Source organism: Bacillus sp. B.PNR1, assembly GCF_030386235.1.
In the GTDB taxonomy this organism is placed as follows: Bacteria; Bacillota; Bacilli; order Bacillales; family Bacillaceae; genus Bacillus; species Bacillus stercoris.
This window is the reverse complement of sequence record NZ_JANYMN010000002.1, coordinates 939,547-960,049: the sequence shown is the minus strand read 5'-3', so window position 1 is coordinate 960,049 and position 20,503 is coordinate 939,547. Positions and strand designations below refer to the sequence as shown.

Here is a 20,503-nt window from a genome sequence, read left to right as displayed (position 1 = left end):
GGCCGAATAGCAACATGCGATGACCTGCGATTCATGTCTCACGTTATTTGTCATCTTTTTTCTCATCTTTCTTTTCTGTTTCTTTTTTCTCTTGTTCTTCTTTTTTCTTCTGTTCTTCTTTTTTCGCTTTTTCCTCTGCTGCGGCTTTTTCTTCCGCTTGTTGTTTTTCTTCGTCTGTTTGTGTCTGTTCTTCGCTAGTATCGACTAATGATGTATCAGAATTAGACTGTTTATTGTCTTGACGTTCTTTTTGCGCTTTTTCAAGTTCACTATTTACTGGATCAAGTTCTTTCTGTATGTCTTCATCATTTGTATCCTCAGATAAAAGCTGCTGTTTGTATTTAGCAAGGGCAAAGTAAATATAATCATTGTATTCAAGCTTACGGCCGATACTGATCGCTTCTTTGTATTCTCCTCGACCATAATCAATCCAGTACAAGAAATGCTGAGGGTCCGATTGAAGGGTGACTAAATTATTTTCTATATTTTTAGTTTTTGCACTCCCCAGATTTTCGACCTCAACATAAGACGTCGCTAGCTGATACTGCACTGATTCAGGCAGGCTTTCCGCATCGTACTTGGACAATGTGCTGATGACTTCACTGTACTGCTTGTTTAAGAAAGCGCGGTTGCTGTCCACTATTGCCTGGTGCTTTGGCTGCGCGAAAAATAAGGCGTACATCGAGTAAATAAGGGCCGGTACAAGCAAAACAATGAGCCCCAGGCCGATATATCGCTGGATGTTCCACTTCTTTCTCGGGATATGTATGTATGTTTTGGCTTTGGCTTCGAGCTCATCAATATGGGTTTGAATCAGCTCAAGCAGGCCATCATAGGATTCCGCATCCAATATCGCTTTAGCCTCTGGGGAGAACGTCATCGTTTCATTGAATTTCAGATAGTCTTCAAATGCAAAAGCGCCGTCAACCGCCAAAGCCGCTGCCGCTTTCAGCTCCCGCCACACTCTTTCCTCATCATGCTCGTAAGGAGGGATGCTTTCCTTTACTCCATAATGGAGAAAATAAGGCGTCAGCCCTTTATCGAATACAATGTTTTCCGGAGCGACAATCACATTCAGCCTCGACAAATTGTGCTGCTGCACGGCTTGAACAAGCTGATAGGCAAACTGCCATTTGCTTTTTTTATCCTTAGCTTTCATGAAGCGGAATGCTTTATAGGAGGAGGGAGGTTGGATTGTGATGATGACCTCATCATCTGTCACGTCGATCTCTTTATGAAAAAATGGATTTACATCTTTGATCACATTAGCTTCAAGACCGTCCAGAAGCTTTATTTTTTCCCGCTGAAAGGTAAATGTATAGCCGGCATCTGTTTTCTCGGCAACGGCTTCTAATTGGTTTTCTAAATACGATTTTTGTTTACCTGACATTCAACCAGATCCTTTCATAATATTTCAAGCCGGTCTCCGTTTGTAATGCCGCAATCAGACAGCTTGCATTCTCCGGAAAACACCTTATCCTTGTTAACCACTCTGATCCAGTGCCCTTCGCGCGGAGGCATAGATACGCTTTGGGCCTGCCAAGCAATATCAATTACTTTTTTCACCGGGTGGTAATCTGACAATCTGAGATCAAAGACACTGCCGTTATAATGTTTCAAATCTATAGTAATATCAATATACATTTAGGATCACCCTTACATAGAAAGAGCGCCGTCTTCTTCTGAATCAGGCGCTCCTTCCCTTTCATACTGTTATCCGCGGATTTGATTTGCGATGTCTTGGTCAGTAGACTCAAGTGTATTTGCTGTTTGATCAAGCTGCTGATTCACATCTTGAAGCAAATCTGACATTTTGATAAATGAAGGTTTGAGCTGCTCGTATTGATCTGCGAACGCTTCGCTTGAAGCACCTTCCCACATGCTTTTCAAATCAGAGATCATTCGGTTTAAACGATCAACCTGATTTAATACTTCTTGGCTTTCAACGCCGTATTGCTTCGCCATCGCTCTTAGCTCTTCGGGTGTGACACGAATTAATCCTGCCATATTCCTCATTACCTCCTGTGCCATCAGCCTAAATATGGGCTAATTCACTTATTTTTAGAACGTCATTATTATAAAAACAGTTTTTCGGCATAGTCAAACAAATATGTTTTAATTTTACAAAATGAGTCCAATGGTTTACCTCGAACCACTTAAAAATAACATATATTGTAAAGTAAATAGGTTTATTTTCTTAATCTTCTTTTCATCCTTCGAATAATCCAAAAGACCCAAATGATTCTCCAACTCCCAAAAAAAACCTTTCAGAATATTTGATGCTACAGCACCATTTCTGAAAGGTTCAGTTTTTTCTTTCCTTAATCAGTCCCGCCTCCGATGACTCTCTTAGAAGATTAATAGGATAAGCTTTCGTATCATATAAGGCATACAACTGTATTTTAAAAAGGCGATTCACCGCCACATGTATATAGAACGTTTCTCTCATGTAAGTGTTTTTCTTTGTTGTTGATTTTCACAAACAACAACAATCATAATAAAAGGAAGGGGATGAGATGTCAAAGAGAAATCAAGCACGAAAAAGTAGGGAGATTTATGACCATGCCGAATGATCCGTTTAAATATAGTTTTGACAGACTTGAAGATGTGGCTGATCATATCAGCGACGTTCTGCGGTGCCCGATCACCATAGAGGATGTTAACCACAAGCTGCTTGCCTACAGTACACACAGCGACTGCACAGACCCTGCCCGGACGTCTACCATTATTGGCAGAAGGGTACCGGAGAAGGTGATTAACAAGCTGTGGAAAGACGGAACAATTCCTGCTCTCTTAAAAACGGACCAGCCGATCAGAGTCAAGCAAATCGATGAAGTAGGGCTGAGCAATCGCGTCGCTATTTCGATTTGGAAAAACAACCAAGTGCTTGGCTTCATATGGGCGCTTGAGATCCAAAAAACATTGTCTGATGATGACCTGATGACATTGCAAATGGCGGCAAAAGCAGTGAGAAACAAACTTCTTAAACTTCAAATCAGAAAAACAAAAAATGAAGAACGCAGCCAAGAATTTTTCTGGAAAATGCTTACTGGACACATCCATCAGGAGGACGACATGGCGGATGGGTTCCATAAGCTTGGAATGGCCGCTCCTTCAGAATTTTCCGTTATGATCATCCGCATAAACGGTGAGCTGACTGAAAAAATCGAACAGCAGCTGCAATATTTACAGGAAACGACCCAGCAGGTTTACGTGTTGCTGGCGACCGTAGATTCTAATGAACTGATTATATTAACCGCACCCAAAACAGATCATCCTTTTCAAGATTTAAAACAGTTTGCTTTCAGTACGCAAAAACAGCTGAAGGAGCGGTATAAAATAGAAGACGTTTCTATCGCTTTCGGCGGAATATACAGCTCTATTTCTTTTGTCTCCCGCTCCTATCAGGAGGCATTGTCCGTCTTAAAAGCGAAGGAACGGTTCGCAGAAGAGACCAAACATCTTTTCAGCTTTTCTGAGTTAGGCATTTATCAATACTTAGATGTCTTATATGAAAAACGGAAACTGGCGGGCTATGATAATTACTCGCTTTCCAAACTGGAACAATATGACCGTGATCACCAGTCAAATCTGGTAGAGACGCTAGAGCGCTTTATTGAAGCAGACAGTAACGTGAATACGGCTTCCAAGCTGTTAAATATACACGTTAATACGCTGAATTACCGCCTCAAGCGAATCAGCCAAATCGCTGAAATTGATTTAAAAAATGTGAATCAAAAATTCACCATCTATTTAGATATTAAACTTCGGCACATGGATTTGTGAAATTTCACAAATCCATGTTTTTTTATTTTCTTAATCAAACAAAGAATTTTCCAAAATATCGAGCTACACTAAAAATATCACAGATACAGGAGGAGACAGATATGATCATAGGGGTTCCTAAAGAGATAAAAAACAATGAAAACCGTGTCGCTTTAACACCTGGAGGCGTTTCACAGCTCATTTCAAACGGCCACCGAGTGCTGGTTGAAACAGGCGCGGGCCTTGGAAGCGGATTTGAAAATGAAGCCTATGAGTCAGCAGGAGCGGAAATCATTGCTGATCCGAAACAGGTCTGGGACGCCGAAATGGTCATGAAGGTAAAAGAACCGCTGCCGGAAGAATATGTTTATTTCCGCAAAGGTCTTGTGCTGTTTACGTATCTTCATTTAGCAGCTGAGCCTGAGCTTGCACAGGCCTTGAAGGATAAAGGAGTAACTGCCATCGCATATGAAACGGTTAGTGAAGGCCGGACATTGCCTCTTCTCACGCCAATGTCCGAGGTTGCGGGCAGAATGGCAGCGCAAATCGGAGCTCAATTCTTAGAAAAACCTAAAGGCGGAAAAGGCATTTTGCTTGCCGGGGTGCCAGGCGTTTCTCGCGGAAAAGTAACGATTATCGGAGGAGGCGTGGTCGGGACAAACGCGGCGAAAATGGCTGTCGGACTCGGTGCAGATGTGACGATCATTGACTTAAACGCAGACCGCCTGCGCCAGCTTGATGACATCTTCGGCCATCAAATTAAAACGTTAATTTCTAATCCGGTCAATATTGCTGATGCTGTGGCGGAAGCGGATCTTCTCATTTGCGCAGTATTAATTCCGGGTGCTAAAGCTCCGACTCTTGTGACTGAGGAAATGGTAAAACAAATGAAACCTGGTTCAGTCATTGTTGATGTAGCAATCGACCAAGGCGGCATCGTCGAAACGGTCGACCATATCACTACACATGACCAGCCGACATATGAAAAACACGGTGTTGTGCACTATGCTGTAGCGAACATGCCGGGCGCTGTTCCTCGCACATCAACAATCGCTCTGACTAATGTTACAGTTCCATACGCGCTGCAAATCGCGAACAAAGGGGCAGCAAAAGCGCTCGCAGACAATGCGGCACTGAGAGCGGGTTTAAACACCGCAAACGGACACGTAACTTATGAAGCTGTAGCGAGGGATCTAGGCTATGAATATGTTCCTGCCGAGAAAGCTTTACAGGATGAATCATCTGTGGCGGGCGCTTAATTCACATTGAGCTTGCAGAAAGATTTCTGCAGGCTTTTTTTATCTTTTAAAAGGAAAAAGAGATCATTTCACGAATTATGATTATGAAGTTGATCATAAAGGAGGATTCATATGGCTGTTCAGCAATATGGCGTGTTAAAAGGCATTGTCTTAGACATGAAGCGGGAAACAGATGATGACAGTCCTCATTTCCAAGTCAAAGTGCTCGGTGAAGAGAATACGTATTACAGGTGCGCCATCAATGTGATGTCCAGTTCTGAGGAATCTGAAGTATTGTATTTGGCTGACGATCAGTTTGATTCGAGCTCGATTACCATCCTTCCGAACATGCCGTATGGATATACAAGGATCAATGAGGCAAACCGTGAAGTGGCGCTTGATTACGTGCGGGGCAATTTGTTTGGCCCAGGAGAAATGAAGCCTTTGCCGCATGAAATCACGGGGCCTGATAATGATTTAAATGATTTTATTGAAACGTATATGAAGAAAGCGCAAGATGAGAAAGCGCCGGTTTATATATTCGGTTCCAAATTCGGACCTGAACAGGCTGCAGATAAAATATTCGGCTTTACCCCGACCAACGGCATGCACAATATCCATATGAATCAAGGGAATGCAATGGATACCCGCTGGAAAAAAGACAACGGTTCTTGGCATGACGGGGGCATTCTGATTCAGTTTGCCGATCAGTGGGCCGCTGTGTTTTTAGCGTTTTTATCCCAATCTTGGTGTACAGATGAAAACGGAAACCCGGTCAGAGATTGTGATCATACCCAAACGTCTGCGCAAAAATAGAAAAAGAGACTGCTTGCCGCAGTCTCTTTTTATGCGATTACACATTTTCAACAGTCTTTAGGCTGTTTGGCCTCATGTCTCTCCAATGTGATTGGATATAGTCCAAACAGGCTTCACGCCCTTTTTGTTCATGAACGACTGTCCAGCCGCTCGGCACATCTATAAAACCGGGCCATAGGGAATATTGGCCTTCTTCATTGATCAGCACCAAATAGGTGCCATCCGCATTTTCAAAAGGATTTGCCATCTATTTCTCCTCCCTTATTGATGTAACTCTTTCAGTTTGACAGCGAGAACCTTGCCGATTTGAGCTAGCGGTTCCGGCTGACATAAATCTTTATGACGGCAGTTGATGTCGATTTGTTCAATCTGTCCGTTAATATAAGGCTTCCACGAATCAGGTTCAATCGGATCAAACCATTCAGGAATGATTGTTGATCTGAAAAACAAAACATTTCCACGGAAGGTTTTCGGCTTATAGGAGCCTAAAATGCCGACAGAATTGACATACGTATTTTTCAGATTTAAAATGACCGTTTCATCCAAGCTCGCAAGCGCACTGCCGTCACTGCGAAGAATCTCAATTGCTGCTTCAAAATCTAGCGGTTTGTCCCCTAAGCTGTCTGGATCGTACCCGCCTAACGCCAGAAGGGCAATAAGCGCTTCCTCATCATCCGGCGCCTCTTTTATAGGAAGGAAGTGGTTTGGATAGGCATCCAGCATCACCAATAGGGAAACTTCTTCTCCTTGATTTTGCAGCTGGGTGGCCATCGCTTGAACGACATTCCCGCCCAGGGACCAGCCCAGCAGATGGTACGGGCCTTTCGGCTGGACCGTTCGTATTTGTTCAATGTAATCGGCCGCCATGTCATCAAGTGTTTTCGGAAGCTCCTCGCGCTGCCCGATTCCCCGTGCCTGCAAGCCATAGATCGGATAATCCGTTCCTATATTCGTCATCAAACCGGCATAGCACCAGCTGAGCCCCCCTGCCGGATGCACACAGAATAAAGGAAGCTTGTCTCCGCTTGTTCGGAGCGGCAGCAGAACATCAAGAGCGCTTTGGCTTGATCCCATTTCAAGTCTTTCAGCAAGCCCGGCAACAGTCGGCGCTTCGAATAGGTTGCCGATGCTGAGTTCAACGCCGAGGGATTCGCGGATGCGGCTCATGAGCTGTACAGCAAGCAAGGAATGTCCGCCTAAATCAAAGAAACGATCATCAATGCCGACACGCGGCAAGTGAAGCACCTCCATAAACAAGTCACAGAGAATTTCTTCCTGCGGCGTTCTCGGTCCGCGTCCTGTCACTGCCCCTGCGAAATCCGGAGCGGGCAGCGCTTTACGATCTAGCTTTCCATTCGGTGTCAGCGGCAATTCTTTCATCGTCACAAAGGCAGCAGGCACCATGTAATCCGGCAATCTCTCAGCAGCATATCTGCGCAGTTCCGCCGTATCAAATGTTTCTTCCGAAGGGATGACATAAGCTGCCAACCGTTTATCTCCCGGCTGATCCTCACGAACGATCACTGCCGCATCCTCAAGCTGCGGATGCTGAATGAGCGCTGCTTCAATTTCTCCCAGTTCAATCCGGAATCCCCGAATTTTCACCTGATGATCGGCGCGGCCGACATAGTCAAGAGAACCATCAGCGCGGAGGCGGGCCACATCCCCAGTGCGGTACATCCTAGTGCCTGAAGGACCGAACGGATCAGCTATGAAGCGTTCCGCTGTTAATCCAGCCCGGCCTAGATAGCCTCGTGCTAACCCTGCTCCTGATACATACAGCTCTCCGGCAACACCCGGCGGCACCGGCTGCAGGCGCTCATCCAGCACATATACACCAAGATCGGGAATGCCGCAGCCGATCAAGCTGTTTGCCCGTAAAGCTGCCATGCTTCGGTCTAATTCGATATAGCTCACATGCACGGTTGTTTCTGTAATACCATACATATTGATAAGCTGCGGGCTATTTTCAGGGTGGCGGTTATACCAATCCTCTAAACGGCTGAGTTCAAGCGCTTCTCCGCCAAAAATGACATAGCGCAGGCTGAGCGCCTGTCCGAGATCCGGCTGTTCCCGTTCCGCCTGCATAAACTGATAGAAAGCGGACGGTGTCTGATTCAGAACGGTCACACCCTCTTTGACAAGCAGGCGCAGAAATGCTTCTGGCGATCTGCTGACGTGATGAGGAACGATCACGAGACGCCCGCCATGCAGCAGAGGACCCCAAATCTCCCACACTGAAAAGTCAAAAGCGTAGGAATGGAACATGGTCCAGATATCGTCTGAGCTGAAATGGAACCAGTGCTCGGTCGCTGCAAATAAACGCGTTACGTTTTGGTGAGGAATCATCACACCTTTTGGAACACCTGTAGAGCCGGATGTATAAATGACATACGCCGTATTCAAAGGCGTAAGCGGCTGGATCCGATCCGTATTATCCGGATTATCAGCTGGGTATGTGTTTAGTTTCTTTTCCAGTTCGAGATCATCTAGTACGATTTTCGGCACGTTGTCCGCTGGCGGAATGTGCTCTGCAGCTTTAGTATTCGTCATGATAAACGCGGGCTGTGCATCTTTTAGCATAAAAGCAATTCGATCAGCCGGATAATCCGGATCAAGAGGCAGATAAGCTGCTCCCGCTTTCAGCACCGCCAGTAGTCCGACAGCCATTTCCAATGATCGGGGCAGTGCCAATGCCACAAATTGCTCCGGCCCGACACCTTCACTAATCAGCATGCGGGCAAGCCGATTTGCTCTTTCATTCAGCTCTGCATAGCTCAGTGCCCGATCTTCATAAACAACGGCAATGGCATCAGGACGTAAAGCAGCCTGTTTCTCAAACTGCTCAGGTAAACCTGCGTGCGGAATCTTTTCAGATACACCTTGCCAATCTGTCACCATGCTGCTGCGTTCCTCTGGCGCAAGAATATCCAGATTTCCGATTTGCTCGTCAGGATCAGACTCGGCAACCTCCAACAGGCGCATCAATCGGTCAGCAAGAGCCTGAGCCGTTTCCCGCTTGAAAAGATCAGTGCTGTATTCAAGCAGTCCTTCCATTCCGTTTGGTGTCCCGTCAGCAAGGCGATCTTCACTGATTTCCAGCGTCAAATCAAACTTGGCAGAACCGACACTGTTGATTCGCAGGCTGCTCTCCATGTCAGGAAGTTGCAGTTCAGCATCCGGTGTGTTTTGGAACGCAAGCATGATTTGGAACAAAGGATGCGTCGCACGCGAACGAGCCGGATTGAGCACCTCTACAAGTCTCTCAAACGGCAGATCCTGATTGTCATAGGCTGCCAGATTCACTTCCCTCACTCTGTCAAGAAGCTCACGGAAGCTTGGGTCACCGGACGTATCGGTTCTGAGCACCAATGTATTGATAAACAGCCCTACAAGATCGCCCAGCGCATCATCATTCCGTCCCGCGATCGGACTGCCGATCGGAATGTCGGTACCCGCCCCAAGCCTTGTCAATAAAGCAGCGAGACCGGATTGAAGCACCATAAATAGGCTCACCCTATTTGCGCGAGCCAGCTCCTGCAAGCGCTTGTGAAGGTCGGGCTCAATACGAAAATGAATCGTATCCCCATCATGGCTCGGCTCAGCCGGACGTGAATAATCGGTTGGCAGTTCAAGCTGATCAGGCAGGTTCTTCAAGGTTTCTTTCCAGAAAGCAAGCTGTCCGGCAATCAAGCTATTTGGATCATTCTCGTTTCCAAGCAGTTCTTGCTGCCAAAGCGCATAGTCCGCATACTGCACAGCAAGAGGCGCCCATTCGGGAGCTTTTCCGTGGCAGCGAGCCGCATAAGCCGTCCCAAGATCTCGGGTCAGCGGTGTTAAGGACCAGCCGTCCCCGACAATATGATGGACGAGAAGAAGGAGCACGTACTCGTCAGGACCGATCACAAAAAGCTCGGCACGAAAGGCCGGTTCAGCTGCAAGATCAAAGCTGTATCGTACAGCTTCGGCAAGCCGATCAGAAAGCTCCTTCTCAGCAATTTCAGTAACATGTAACTCAGGACGGGCTTGGTCGGCATCTAAAATATGCTGATAGGATGTCCCCTGTGTTTCAGGGAAGATCGTCCGCAAGCTTTCATGACGGCAGACGAGGTCATAAAGTGCCGCTTTCAGCACTCCTTGATCAAGCTCACCCGACAAACGGACAGCAACCGGAATATTATAAGTAGGACTCGGTCCTTCCAGACAATGTAGGAACCATAGCCGGCGTTGGGCAAAAGATAGCGGGATTTTTTCAGATCGCTCAGCTCTTTGCAAAGCGGGACGTGCACTCTGCGCCTGATGAAGATGGGCAGCGAGACCGGCTACTGTCGGTTCGTCGAAGAGCTTGGCGATACCAAGTTCGGCTCCCATTACCTCGCGAATGCGGCTCATCAGTCGGGCTGCGAGAAGAGAATGACCGCCAAGCTCGAAGAAACTGTCATCGATACCGACACGTGCCAAACCGAGAACCTCTGCAAACAAGTCACACAATATCTCTTCCTGAGGAGTCCGCGGGGCCCGATCACTGACAGATGTGCTGAAATCTGGTGCCGGCAGTGCTTTCCGGTCAAGCTTGCCATTAGGTGTTAATGGCAGCTCGTCCATCTCCACAAACGCCGCCGGTACCATATAATCAGGAAGACTGGCCCCCATATAACGGCGAAGCTCGGCAATATCGATAGCAGAATCAGCGACTACATAAGCCGCCAATCGTTTGTCTCCCGGCTGATCTTCCCGTACGACCACCGCGGCCTGTTCAATGTGAGGGTGCTTGGCAAGCACGGCATCAATTTCTCCAAGTTCAATTCGGAATCCGCGAATTTTGATTTGATGATCCGCCCGCCCGATATAATCCAAAGACCCATCAGCGCGCCAGCGAGCCTGGTCTCCGGTCCGATACATCCGAGTCCCCGGCGGTCCATATGGATCTGCAACAAAACGCTCAGCCGTTAAATCAGGGCGGTGGAAATAACCTCTGGCCAAGCCGGTTCCTGCGACATAAAGCTCGCCGACAACCCCCGGCGGCACCGGCTGCAGACCGTTATCAAGCACATACACCTGCGTATTCCAAATCGGTTTGCCAATCGGCGGAACGCCCTTCAGCCCTTCATCAAGAAAAGCTGCTGCAGACCAAATCGTTGTTTCAGTCGGACCGTATAAATTCGTGACTGAACAATGAAGGTCTTGAAGCGCCTGCAAAAGACCGCTCGGCAGCGCCTCACCTCCGACAAGCACTCTAAGCCCCCGAAGTTTCTCAGGTTCACTCGTCACCAAAGCATGCCATAGTGTCGGTGTTGCCTGCATGATATTGATATCGAAATTTTCAATCATTTGAGCTAATGCCTGTGGCTCTCGGATCGTTTCTTTCTTTGCGATCACGATTTGCGCACCGCTAATCAGCGGAAGATATAACTCCAATGCTGAAATATCAAAAGCGACAGTCGTCACAGCCAACAGCCTGTCTTCTTCTCCTAGAGAAAATGCCTCCTGCATGGACAGCAGAAAATTGCTTAAGCTTTTCTGTGTCACAACGACACCCTTCGGTCTTCCGGTTGATCCTGATGTATAGATAATATACGCAGGATGGTCAAGAGAAACCGATACATTCGGATTGTCAGGCGAATAGCGTTTTAAAACCTCCTGGGTAACAGCCTGATCAAGCACTAGCTCCGGTACAGCCAGGTCATCAGGCAGACTGGCTGCTATTTCCTCAGTCGTTATGATGCATGAAGGCTTCGCATCCTCCAGCATGTAAGAAATACGGTCGGCAGGAAACTCCGGATCAAGTGGGAGATACGCCGCACCAGTCTTGAGCACAGCAAGCATTGAAGCCACCATCTCTGGAGAACGCGGCAGCGCCAAAGCGACAAATTGCTCGGGACCAAGGCCTTTTTCAATCAACAGATGCGCAAGGCGATTTGCCTCTTCATTGAGCTTTCGATAATTGAATTGAATGTCATCACACATAAGAGCGATACGTTCTGGCGTATGAACTACCTGTTTTTCGAACATGTCTTGGAGTCTGACCAGCTTCTCGGATTTTGCCGTATGGTTCCATTTATGAATGACTTGTTCTTTCTCCTCTGGCAACAGAAGCTCCATTTGCCCAATCAGCATGTCCTCCCCAGCTGAAGCCGCTTGCAGCAGCTGCAGGATACGCTGCTGATGAAGCTTAATATCAGACTCGCTGTATACCTCGGGATTCGCATCAACATCAATTCGCAGCCCGCTGCCATCTGTTCTGTCATATACATTGATTGATAGATCATCAACAAGACCGGCTGAAAGATTATGCGTTATGCCGCGGGCCCCGGCAAAGTCGAGACCATAATCAAACGGCATGAGATTGATTTGAGGGCCAAATAATCTATGATTTTCTCCTATCAATTTCAGATCACGCCGAAGCTCTTCATGGCGATACTTATGATGTCGCCGAATACTGCGGATTTCCCGGGAAATTTGCTGAATCAGTTCAGAAAAGCTCATCGAAGAGCTGACAGTCAGCCGAAGAGGGAGAAGGTTCATCACCATAGCCGGTACATTCAGTGATGCGGAACCTATCCTTCCCATCATGGGCAGGCCGAGCACAACATCCTCAGAGCCGGTCATACGGTGCACATAAACAGCTGACACCGCAATCATGACTTCATGCCAGCTTCCTGAGAAATAGCGCGCCGCTTCTTTTAACGCGTTTACATCAGACGGAGGCAGATATGCCGTATGACGAAGAAAGCTGTTAGATGTTCTTGGCGCCCGATCAGCCAAGCTCACAACTTCAGGTGCATCTGCAAAACGGTCCAGCCAGAATTGACGATCCTTCTCATACTGCTCTGATCCGCGATAATCTGTATCCTCCTCCAAAATGGCTTGGAGAGACCCAAAGGAACGATCCTTAGCTGTTTGTCCTTTTATAAGCTTGGTATATGTACTTGCCACACGCTGGGCTATCAGTGAAAAACCGAAGCCGTCGATCGCTATATGGTGAATGCGCTGATACCAAAAGAAACGATCAGGCCCGGCAATAAACAGAGCTTCATTGAACAAAGGGTCATCTCCTAAATCAACCGGCTTTGCCAAATCTGCTTTCATCCAGTTTAATGCTGTTTTTTCCGGATCTGGCTCAGAGCTGACGTCAATGACGTGCAGCTGTACATCCGGAGACGGGTTTATCATCTGCCATGGCCCGTCCATATTTTCACCGAAGCGGACATGCAGCGATTCCGCTTCCTTGATCACGTGCCGCAAAGCTTCTTCAAAAAGAGCAATATTGATGGGTCCATTGATTTCTATATATTCTGCCGTATTGTAGATTGGATTGTCCGGATCAAGCTGCTGAGCAAACCATATGCCAGTTTGCGCCCCGGTCAAAGAATATTGAAGATCTTTTGTATCAGGCATCCGTTTGTTTACCCTCCTTTTATAAATAATCCGCGTTTGGCAGCACTTGCTGGCTGCGGGTTGTGAGCAATTTCTGCCATTCTTCGATCGTTGGGCGTTCAGCCAATTCCACGAAAGTTACCTCTGCCCCTTCACGGCGCCATTGTTCCACCAATGTCATGATCCTTACCGAATCTAGACCACGATCGAGCAAATCCTCTTGATCTGTGATGTCTTCCGGTGTTTCTTGTAAAAGCTCAGCAATTTGTTTACGGATATTCTCACATGTAAACACTTCTTTTTTGCCGGTGTTTGCTGACGTTTTTTGAACGTCTGACGGCGCATTCTGCAGCTGATCAAGAAGACTATCAGTCATCACGGTAAATGCACAGCGTCCAGCCGCATAGTCCAGCGCCATTTGATGTTTTTCTAATGAAAAATCAGCAACTGCATCTCCCACAAAAAAGGCTTTTATATCCTCCATAAATGCCTCACATGCTGTAACGAGACAGCCAATATGGGCATAAATTCCGGTAATGATCAGCTGATCGCGTCCCTCTTTCCGCATAATGTCGAGCAGATTCGTTCTCTTAAACGCGCTGTATCTCCATTTTGTCAGCACAAGATCATCATTCTCCGGTGCCAGCTCGGGTATAATTTTCTCCTCATAAGGACCGCTGTTTAATCCCGGGCCCCAAAAATCTGTCAGCAGCGCCCGGTCAGCCGGATTTTGGCTTCCCGGCTGCGCGGTATAGACAACAGGAATCCCAAGCTGAACACATTGATCCTTCAGCTTTCGTATATTCGCTGAAAGCTCTGTTACCGGAGACGCTCCAGCTGTGAAAGCATCGACAAAATAGTTTTGCATATCGTGTATTAGCAAGACAGCCCGATTTGGATCAGGCACCCATGATACTTTGTTTTGGGGCATATCAGACGCTGTCGGCATTTGATACGGCTGAATGGCAGGTATAGCCATTTGAACACTTCCTCTCAAATTGTTGTTTTATTTTTTTGCCCCAGCAAGAAGCTTCTCAGCAATGGCTTCACGAAGGGCCTTTTTGCTTACCTTTCCTACCCCTGTCTGCGGGAAGGATTCGACAAATTCTATACGGTCGGGAATTTTATATGCCGCCAGTCCGCGCTCTCTCAAAAAAGCTTTGAGCTCTGCGGATTTCGGGGCTTCATCCCGGGGAATAATGAACACACACGATCTTTCGCCAAGAAATTGATCAGGCATGGAGACCATTGCCGCATCATGGACAGCCGGGTGCGCCAGCAAATGATTTTCTACCTCTTCAGCCGCAACCTTTTCTCCTCCACGGTTAATTTGGTCCTTCGCACGTCCTTCAACGACAATATAGCCGTCTGGTGTCAGCCTGACGATATCACCCGTACGGTAAAAACCGTCCTCAGTAAATGAAGCAGCATTATGCTCTTCCGCCTTATAGTAACCTCGAATTGTATACGGTCCCCGCGTTAGCAAGTGGCCTGCTTCACCAGGTTTTACATCGCGATCCTGATCATCCCAAACACGCACTTCATCATATGGGGACATCGGTTTTCCTTGGGTATTGACAATGATCTCCTCAGGGTCATCCAATCTCGTATAATTGACAAGCCCCTCTGCCATTCCGAACACCTGCTGCAGCGTGCAGCCGAAAACAGCTTTTACCCTTCGCGCGGCTTCAGCATTGAACTTGGCACCGCCGACCTGCAGCACTTGAAGGCTGGATAAATCGTCACGGCGTGAGGATGCTGCATCCATCCATACCATCGCAAGAGGCGGAACAAGAGCGGTTATCGTGACCTTCTCTCTTTCAATCAAAGGAAATGCGTCATCTGGACTTGGAGAAGGAGATAAAACCACTCTTCCTCCAGCGTATAATACGCCGAGAACCCCCGGTGAGCTCAGCGGATAATTGTGCGCCATCGGCAGAGCGGCCAGGTACACCGTGCTGTCGTCGAGCCAGCAGACCTCGACACTCCGCTTCAGACTGTAAATGTAGTCGTCATGAGTCCTCGGAATCAGTTTCGATAGCCCGGTGCTCCCGCCAGAAAGCTGGAGGAACGCCACATCTGAAGATTTGACTTCAGGCAGTTTTACAGGTTCTGTATGCAAATCGTTCAGCGGCAAAAATTCCTCTGCCTCACCTGCGACAATGACGTTTTTCAACGTCGGCAACTTGCTTTGAACCTGTCTGGCAAGTGAACGGTAGTCAAAACCAGAATAAGAATCGGGAATGATATATGCAGCCGCTTCCGCAAACTCGCAAAAGTATGTAATTTCACTGCTTCGATGAGAAGGCAGCGCAAAGACTGGAAGCGCCCCCAGGCGGAAAAGCGCGAAAATGACTTCAAAAAACTCTTTGATATTTGGCAGCTGCACCACGACACGATCCATCTGTTGAATGCCAAGCTTCTGAAATCCGGCAGCCAGACGATCAACCCTTGTGTCAAGCTCGTGATAGCTCCAATGGGTGTTCCCGCATGTAATCGCAATGCGATCGCCATATTTGGCTGCCCGGTCTCTTAACAAATCTCCAAACGTCTCGCCGGCCCAGCAACCATTCTTTCGATAGGTCTCAGCTAATTCATCAGGCCAAGGAGTAAATCCTTTCAGCATATTGTATCCCTCCAGCAATCCATTCTGTTCATATGTGATCCACGCCCATTGCCCGCAGCATTGTCCGAAACTTTGCGGATGTCTCCTGAAGCTCGTCCTCGGGCTTTGATCCGGCAACAACACCAGCTCCTGCATACAGGCGGAGTGAGCGATCTTCCGCCTCTGCACAACGGATCGTCACAATCCATTCTCCGTCACCCGCATCGTCACACCAGCCGACCATGCCGGTAAAGAAACCGCGGTCGAACGGCTCAATGCTGAGAATCGCTTCTCTTGCAAGATCAGTCGGTGTTCCGCAGACCGCCGGCGTCGGGTGAAGTGCCGCCGCCAATTCAAGTGCGGTTACAGATGGATCGGAAAGCTCTCCCTTAATCACGCTGGACAGGTGCCACATCGTTTCTGTTTTGATCAGTGAAGGCTTCTCCGGAACCTCTAGCGTCCGGCAGAAAGGCCTTAGCGCTGCCGCAACTGCGTCAGCCACAACCGCGTGCTCATGAAGATCCTTTTCGGAAGCAAGCAATTCAGCTGCCCGGCGCTGGTCTTCAACAGGATCATCACTGCGCGGCCTTGAACCGGCTAATGGATTGGAAACGACCTGAGTTCCCATCCTTGAAACGAGAAGCTCCGGACTTGCACCGAGCAATGTTCGGCGGGGAGATGTTTCCGCCTGACTGGACACGTCCGCGGCAAATGTGTAGCCATGCGTGTTATGCTGAGCCAAATGGCGAAGCAGCTCATCCGTCTGAATCGGTTCAGGCGATGTCAGCTGCAGCGACCTGGACAGAACGATTTTGCTGAGTATTCCATCGGCAATGCGTGCCAGCCCTTGTTCCACACCATTTTTATAATCCTCCGGTGCCGGAACAGGCTCTATGTGATATGTATGCTCACATTGCTGCTCCTTCTCCGCATAGTCAAATTGAAGCGGTTCTGACCAGCGAACTTCCTCAGGAACAACGAGCCGCGCTGCTTTTACTTGATCAAATGGAACGGCCCCGACAACAAGCGGACGGCTTTGCCCCGATCGCTTTGCCTGACGCAGCGTCTCAGCAATACGGACAGAAAGGGTTTCCATTTGATTTTGCCCGTCTGCCCCCGGTACGATTTCACATATGCCTTTCGCTAACAGTACGCGATGAGGTGAAGCTAAGAAAAAAGCACCCGGCTGATACTCACGAAGCAAATGCTCCGCTTTTGTTTCTGGTATTACGTTTTGTTCCAACATTCTCATGAACCTCCTTTAAATTCAGTTACACGCCTAACGTCGCGCCGCCATCTACGCATAAATTATGCATCGTAATATGCCCTGCCTGGCCAGAAACCAAAAAGAGCACTGCATCCGCAATATCCGAAGGCTGGGCTAATTTTTTGAGCGGGATCCCTGTTTTAAATGTCTCAAGTGAACCTTTTATGACTTGCTCCGCTCCATTCTCATCGGCCCATAATGACCACTGCATGTCTGTTTCCGTTGATCCGGGAGAGACAATGTTGCAGCGAATATTGTATTCTGCAAGCTCAAGGCCAAGGCATTTCGTAAACATCACAGCCGCAGCCTTTGAAGATGCATATGCCGCCATAGATGTTCTTGGCACACCCGCAGCATTTGATCCGACCGTTACGATCGAACCAGATCTCCGGTCCATCATATATTTGCTGACTGAACGCGAGGCGTTAAATACGCCAGTCGAATTCACTGAGAACGTCGCTTCCCATTCCTCATCACTAAGCGAATGGATGAGACCCGGGCGAAGGACACCCGCTACATTCACCAAAATATCAATCGGCCCCATCTCGCGTTCGATGCGCGCCGTGATCTCGTCAATCGCCGCGCTGTCTCTCACATCCGCAGGAAAAGCTTCCGCATGGTGCCCTTCCGCTTTGAGGCTGTTCACAACCTTTTCCAGCTTTTCTGGATTATAATCAACTGCCGCAATATGTGCGCCTTGACCGGCAAGCGTCCGCGCAACAGCTTCACCTATCCCTTGGGCTGCCCCTGTTATAAAAGCAATTTTGCCCTTTATATCCGTTGCATTCATATCATCAATTCCTTTCTTCACTCTAGATGCCGAACAGACATCCAGAGAAAAAGACTGTCGCACTTTGAAAAGCGCAAACAAATGATAATGATTATCATTATCAATTATAAAAATAATCATATCCAAATGTCATGTGACAGTCAAATATAATTTCAGTGACAACTATTTTTTAGAAGCAAGGCTGAGTATGTCTCAGCCCATTGAAAGATGCGGACCATCAGGATGAAGCGCAAAACGCAGCGCCCGGCTGACCAAAACAGGAAGAACCGAAATATGGCCTTCTCCTGAAAACTCGCAAAATTCTGCCCGTACACCTTGTTCAGATAAAACGGCCAGCCGCTCGTAAAGCTCCCTCGCATTGTCGTTCATCCGGCTTTTATGATGCTGCTCCAATTCCCCTGCGGCAAGCAGGATATTGATAGGCTGATTGTTTTTCTTAGTGAGGGAGGCAAAATGATCCGATTTCTCGAGAATAAACGGTTTATTCCAATGAATGGACGGACTTCCCGCAATATAAGTTTGAAACGCCTCCGGCTTTGTTAACAGCACCTGCAGCACGAAAAACCCGCCAAGCGAGTGGCCAAAGATTGTTTGTCTATTTTTATCAATCTGGTAATCTCGTTCTATCTCCGGTTTCAGATCCTCCTCAATAAACCTGATGAAGCTCTCTGCTCCGCCATGCTCCGGCCATTCTTTGCCGTCGGGCCGTTCCGGCAGCTTCGATTGGGCTGTCGGCATTGTAAAATCCCGGTGACGTGCTGAGGAAAACGGCTCCGCTGTCTCATAGCCAATGCCGACGATCACTGCAGGAATTACCCCTGTTTTTTCAGGTCGTCGCCCCTGTATTCGAACGGCTTCCGTCATCGTTCCAAAGACAGAATTGGCATCCAGCAGATAAATCACAGGATAGCCAGCGGGTGGCGGCGGCGTATTCGGTTTCGAGATAAAAATATGATAGGTACGGTTTTCAATGCGAGAAGACATCATACGCACTTCCGTACCAGGAATCGTATATGCGTTTGGTGTTCCGCCTTTCGTCCGGTCTGTTGTTTGCTCTTTCATGCAGTACGACATTCCTCTCCTTAAACTAAACACAATGTGTGATAATGATTTTCACTATCAACTAGACAACTCAAATAATAGGTTTTCTTCCAAAGAAAGTCAACTTTTTCCCGAATAAAAAAGGCACCTGTATCAAATAAGGTACCTGCAGACTATCAATATGGAAATAAAAACCTGATAAAGATGCGGATGGCCCTGTTTGAAATAGAACCTTAATCCCATGTAAATCTTTGATTTTGCCAAGGATCCCCTCTCATGTGATAGCCATTCCGCTCCCAAAAGCCCGGATGGTTTTCTTTCGTAAATTGGATGCCGCGCAGCCACTTGGCGCTTTTCCAAAAATACAGATGCGGAAATACACCCCGCAGCGGGAAGCCGTGTTCAGGCGTTAATGGCTCGCCATTATGCGCATAAGCCAGAAGGGAAGTTTCCGCTAAGAAATCATCAAGCGGCAGATTGGTCGTCCAGCCTTCTTCCGCATGTAAAATAACGTAGCCAGCTTCTTCTCTCACACCCGCTTTTTCCGCTATATCACGAGCACGCACGCCTTGCCACACATTATCAAGCCTCGACCAGCCCGTGACACAATGAATGTCATTTTTCGATTCGTACTTCGGAAAGGCTTTGACATCCTCAAAGCTCAGCAGCATCGGTTGGTCAACCAAACCGTATACTTGAAGATTCCATCTCGTCATATCTTCGTAATATGGGACACTTCCCGTATGAAGCACAGGAAATGAAGTGGTGACATTTTGATTTGGGGGCACTCTTCCAGATTGATCGGACTGTTTTGTTTTTCCAAAATACATATGGAACCCTCTCTTTTGTTAACCTTGTTTTAATTTATGTTGACAATATTTCCGTTCTTTATTACTCTATGATTGTGTATGTAAACCTAAGGGGGACAACTATGAAACAACGTAAACTTCGCGCGGCCGATATGGCGCTGATCGGCATGTTCGCCGCACTTATGGCTGTCGGGGCCAACCTTACATCAGTAGCACCCTTTTTACAAGTTGCCGGCATTCCGCTTTCGATGCAGCCGTTTTTCTGTCTCTTGGCAGCCTTGCTTCTCGGCAGCAAACGAGCAGCGATTGCCATGATTGTATATGCACTTGTCGGATTGGCCGGAGCGCCTGTGTTTGCTCAATTTTCTGCAGGCTTCGCACCGTTTGCAGGGAAAAGCGGCGGGTTTATTATCTCATACATCCCGGCAGCATTTGCAGCGGGATGGTTTTTAGAACGAAAAATTCAGCCAAGCAAAATTCGATTTCTCATTGCTTCACTTATCGGAACGGCAATCATGTATATCATCGGCACCACCTATATGTATCTTGCACTGAAGCTGTGGATTCATACGCCGGTAAGCTACGGCACAGCTTGGGGCTTTATGACTTGGTTTATGGTAAAAGACACGGCGCTGGCTGTCATACTGGCGTTTATCGCACCAGGGATCTACCGGTCTATTCATAAAGCAACCGGCTTTAACAGAAATCACATATCGTCCACGTAAAAACCGTTCTATTGGAACGGTTTTTTTATGATAACGAGAAAAGGCTCCCCAGTAAAGGGGAGCCTTTTTC

General features: G+C 47.6%; 14 protein-coding genes and 1 pseudogene. 4 read left to right on the top strand and 11 right to left on the bottom strand.

From position 1 onward, the window contains the following. Positions 1-43: 43 nt before the first annotated feature. From essB to NZD81_RS16190, 3 genes are all read right to left on the bottom strand, one after another. Positions 44-1,390, bottom strand: a complete 1,347-nt coding sequence (gene essB, locus NZD81_RS16200; RefSeq protein ID WP_289860982.1) for a type VII secretion protein EssB — start codon at positions 1,388-1,390, stop codon at positions 44-46. 14 nt (positions 1,391-1,404) lie between these two features. After that, positions 1,405-1,644, bottom strand: a complete 240-nt coding sequence (gene yukD, locus NZD81_RS16195; RefSeq protein ID WP_003228763.1) for an ESX secretion system protein YukD — start codon at positions 1,642-1,644, stop codon at positions 1,405-1,407. 69 nt (positions 1,645-1,713) lie between these two features. Beyond that, positions 1,714-2,007 (bottom strand): WXG100 family type VII secretion target, encoded by a 294-nt coding sequence (locus tag NZD81_RS16190; protein ID WP_003220661.1) that lies wholly within the window; start codon positions 2,005-2,007, stop codon positions 1,714-1,716. 509 nt (positions 2,008-2,516) lie between these two features. On the opposite strand from NZD81_RS16190, the pseudogene adeR reads away from it, so the two are divergent. The 3 genes and pseudogenes from adeR (at position 2,517) to NZD81_RS16175 (ending at position 5,819) form a co-directional block, all read left to right on the top strand. After that, positions 2,517-3,786, top strand: a pseudogene (adeR, locus tag NZD81_RS16185) (sporulation transcriptional activator AdeR). Between the two features lie 101 nt (positions 3,787-3,887). Then, the gene (gene ald, locus NZD81_RS16180) at positions 3,888-5,024 is read left to right on the top strand and encodes an alanine dehydrogenase (RefSeq protein ID WP_014477847.1); all 1,137 of its coding nucleotides are present in this window, start codon (positions 3,888-3,890) and stop codon (positions 5,022-5,024) included. 111 nt (positions 5,025-5,135) lie between these two features. Beyond that, positions 5,136-5,819 (top strand): YukJ family protein, encoded by a 684-nt coding sequence (locus NZD81_RS16175; protein ID WP_282373294.1) that lies wholly within the window; start codon positions 5,136-5,138, stop codon positions 5,817-5,819. 37 nt (positions 5,820-5,856) lie between these two features. Here the strand turns inward: NZD81_RS16175 and NZD81_RS16170 are convergent, their stop codons facing one another. From NZD81_RS16170 to NZD81_RS16135, 8 genes are all read right to left on the bottom strand, one after another. Further along, a complete protein-coding gene (locus tag NZD81_RS16170; RefSeq protein WP_014665214.1) occupies positions 5,857-6,066 on the bottom strand; it encodes an MbtH family protein in 210 nt (69 codons plus the stop codon). 14 nt (positions 6,067-6,080) lie between these two features. After that, complete coding sequence (gene dhbF / locus NZD81_RS16165) at positions 6,081-13,217, bottom strand: non-ribosomal peptide synthetase DhbF (RefSeq protein ID WP_289860981.1); 7,137 nt, start codon at positions 13,215-13,217, stop codon at positions 6,081-6,083. Positions 13,218-13,236: 19 nt separating this feature from the next. Then, complete coding sequence (locus NZD81_RS16160; RefSeq protein WP_069840253.1) at positions 13,237-14,175, bottom strand: isochorismatase; 939 nt, start codon at positions 14,173-14,175, stop codon at positions 13,237-13,239. A 27-nt stretch (positions 14,176-14,202) separates the two neighbouring features. Further along, positions 14,203-15,822, bottom strand: a complete 1,620-nt coding sequence (locus NZD81_RS16155; RefSeq protein ID WP_282373299.1) for a (2,3-dihydroxybenzoyl)adenylate synthase — start codon at positions 15,820-15,822, stop codon at positions 14,203-14,205. A 28-nt stretch (positions 15,823-15,850) separates the two neighbouring features. After that, complete coding sequence (gene dhbC / locus NZD81_RS16150; RefSeq protein WP_136653701.1) at positions 15,851-17,047, bottom strand: isochorismate synthase DhbC; 1,197 nt, start codon at positions 17,045-17,047, stop codon at positions 15,851-15,853. A gap of 25 nt (positions 17,048-17,072) precedes the next feature. Further along, positions 17,073-17,858 (bottom strand): 2,3-dihydro-2,3-dihydroxybenzoate dehydrogenase, encoded by a 786-nt coding sequence (locus NZD81_RS16145; RefSeq protein ID WP_041521529.1) that lies wholly within the window; start codon positions 17,856-17,858, stop codon positions 17,073-17,075. 192 nt (positions 17,859-18,050) lie between these two features. After that, positions 18,051-18,920: a ferri-bacillibactin esterase BesA gene (gene besA / locus NZD81_RS16140; RefSeq protein WP_282373303.1), complete on the bottom strand. Its 870-nt coding sequence runs from the start codon at positions 18,918-18,920 to the stop codon at positions 18,051-18,053. Positions 18,921-19,132: 212 nt separating this feature from the next. After that, the gene (locus NZD81_RS16135) at positions 19,133-19,729 is read right to left on the bottom strand and encodes a sulfite oxidase-like oxidoreductase (RefSeq protein WP_282373305.1); all 597 of its coding nucleotides are present in this window, start codon (positions 19,727-19,729) and stop codon (positions 19,133-19,135) included. 101 nt (positions 19,730-19,830) lie between these two features. Between NZD81_RS16135 and NZD81_RS16130 the strand changes: the two genes are divergently transcribed. Beyond that, positions 19,831-20,433 carry a biotin transporter BioY gene (locus NZD81_RS16130; protein WP_040081953.1) on the top strand — a complete coding sequence of 201 codons (603 nt, stop codon included), beginning with the start codon at positions 19,831-19,833 and terminating at the stop codon, positions 20,431-20,433. The last annotated feature ends 70 nt before the right edge of the window (positions 20,434-20,503 follow it).